Source organism: Leptotrichia sp. oral taxon 879 str. F0557 (genome assembly GCF_000469385.1).
GTDB lineage: Bacteria > Fusobacteriota > Fusobacteriia > Fusobacteriales > Leptotrichiaceae > Leptotrichia > Leptotrichia mesophila.
The window spans coordinates 1-2,333 of record NZ_KI271305.1; the positions used below are offsets into that span (position 1 = coordinate 1).

Genomic DNA, 2,333 nt, shown 5'->3' on the forward strand with positions numbered 1-2,333 from the left:
CTTTTTTTAGATTTTTTTCATGCGTTTGTCGTGAAGTTACAGAAGTTCTCTTGACATAATGGATGGAATTAAAAATTTTAAGGGAAGATAAAAAATAAAAAGGATATTGAATATTTTAAGAAAATTAGCAAAAGAACTGCCGTTCAGAAAGAAATTTAGCAGAAGGATAAAGAGATAATATAAGAAGATATTTAAAATTATTTTTTGATATATAGAAATGCTGTTGTTAAAAAAATGGATAAATATAAAGAAATAGTTTAAAATATTCGTGCATTTGCTATGCTCTCTAAATAAAAAAGTTGCAATTTTAAAAAAAATATATTATAATAAACGGTATAAAATTTTGAAAGGAGAATTACTTTAATGTTTAAAGAATTCAAAGAATTTATTTCAAAAGGGAATGTAATGGATTTAGCAGTTGGAGTTATTATTGGTGCCGCTTTTGGAAAAATAGTAACTTCATTAGTTGATGATATAATTATGCCTATTATTGGAATTATTTTAGGGAAAATTGATTTCTCAAATTTAAAAATAGTTATTACTCCTGCTACTGAAACAACTCCAGAAGCTGCGGTAAAATATGGATTATTTATTCAAAATGTAGTCAATTTTCTAATTATGGCATTTGTTATTTTCTTAATGGTAAAATTTGTAAATAAATTAAGAAAACCTGTTGCCAAAACTGCAGAAGAAGTTATTGAAGCTGTTCCAACAAAAGAAGAAACATTATTGGCTGAAATTAGAGATATTTTGAAAAATAAATAATAAAATAATAATCGGAAGTTATTTATATTAGATTTGCTTCCGTTTTTCTATTTGTAAGTTTTGCTGTATATTCCGCATTTTCCAGCTCCTCCAATCAATATCTTCTAAAATTTCTTTTTTCCAAAATTTTCAAACTATGAGATTTAAGCAGTTCGACTAAATATTCGATATAGCATTGTTTAACCTGATAATATTTAGATAGCTTTCCATATGAGTCATCTTTTTTCTCTCTTTCATAAGTTTCAATCTTCTATTCTTTTGTTAACTTACCCATAAAATTATATTTCCTTTCATTGTATAGAAGTCAAACATTTGTTACATAAATATATTAAAAAAATGTTTTTTTCTTAATGTAGTTTTTTTACCTACTTATTTTCATTGTACTCTTTTAACACTTCATTTGGACTCCTGAAGCCTAATACTTTTCTTGATATGTTATTGTATCTAGTATTGTATTTCCTTACTGCTGTTAACAGCTCTTCCTTGCTTTTGAATTTTTTATCTGCGTAGTATTGCTGTCAAGTCTATGGCTTTTTTCACTTTCCCTTCCTCCTCCAGTTTCAGTTCAAACAGTGTTTTCTTCTCGCTTTCTAAATTTGTGAATTTCTTTCCATTGTCTGTCTGAACATTCTTTATGTCAAACCCCAGATCTTTTTCCAGATTCTCAAGAAATTTTGAGGTCTGATAGGTGTTTTTCTCATCTGCTATCCTTAGCACTCTTTTTCTTGTATATTCATCCAGTGCCGTTATCTGATAGTACTTCTGGTCATGTATGTCAAACTGTATACATTCTTCTGGAACATATTTTATGTCTATCTGTACTCTTTCTCCTGAGTACTTTGCCTATTTAATATTCTTTTTTCTTTTATGCGTCTTTTTAGGCTTTTCTTTTACATTATTCTTCATTCTCCTTATTATCCTGCACATTGAATCGTATGTGCGGTTGTAACCCTCCTTTCGGGCCTTGAAAATTGGGCTTAAACGGTGCATACAGCTTTTCGAGGAGCTGATTTTTTTGAATATCATTATACTGTAGCCTCATTTATTGCAAAAACTTACGATGTCTCAAGGGCTACCGTGTATAACCTTGTCAATTCCTTTGAAATGCTAAAGCTTGATATTGGAAGGTTTGAAAAGGATGACAGTTTGCCAGTATATATGGAGATTGATGAGGGCCATATAGAAAATACATCGTGGGATTGAAGAAGTATCAGAGTATCTTGAGAAAATAAGAAAAATCTATACTGAAGAGAATTACATAGTCTCAAGAACGGAAGTCCTTGTTCAAGGTTCCTAGCGAGTAGATCAAAAGGGTAAGATAAGAATAAGAGTGTTATACCACTTTTGCAAACTGTAGGAAAAACAGAAAAAAATACAAACATTCCATATTTAAGGAAACAATAATGTTGAATGAGGGAAGTTCTAAAAGAAATATCACAAAGCAGAAGGATTAAAAAAAGCAGTCAAAAAAGGATTATTGTATTTTTTATGATTGTCGCAATATATTTTACAATCTATGTTTATCAAAAATATTTATCACGACAAACGCATGAAAAAAATCTAAAAAA

The 2,333-nt window shown here is 29.1% G+C and carries 2 protein-coding genes and 1 pseudogene; 2 read left to right on the forward strand and 1 reads right to left on the reverse strand.

Annotation, left to right across the window (positions count from 1 at the left end):
- The first annotated feature begins 363 nt into the window (after positions 1-363).
- Positions 364-765 (forward strand): large-conductance mechanosensitive channel protein MscL, encoded by a 402-nt coding sequence (gene mscL / locus HMPREF1552_RS04435; protein WP_021743898.1) that lies wholly within the window; start codon positions 364-366, stop codon positions 763-765.
- Between the two features lie 498 nt (positions 766-1,263).
- On the opposite strand, the gene HMPREF1552_RS12515 is transcribed toward mscL, so the two are convergent.
- Entirely contained in the window at positions 1,264-1,581 is a 318-nt protein-coding gene (locus HMPREF1552_RS12515) for a hypothetical protein (RefSeq protein WP_369713910.1), read from the reverse strand.
- A 151-nt stretch (positions 1,582-1,732) separates the two neighbouring features.
- On the opposite strand from HMPREF1552_RS12515, the pseudogene HMPREF1552_RS11800 reads away from it, so the two are divergent.
- Positions 1,733-1,950, forward strand: a pseudogene (locus HMPREF1552_RS11800) (ISLre2 family transposase); the annotation flags it as partial.
- Between the last annotated feature and the right edge of the window lie 383 nt (positions 1,951-2,333).

Coding starts and splice junctions, on each gene's coding strand:
- mscL (WP_021743898.1), top strand. CDS start 364: ATGTTTAAAGAATTCAAAGAATTTATTTCAAAAGGGAATGTAATGGAT.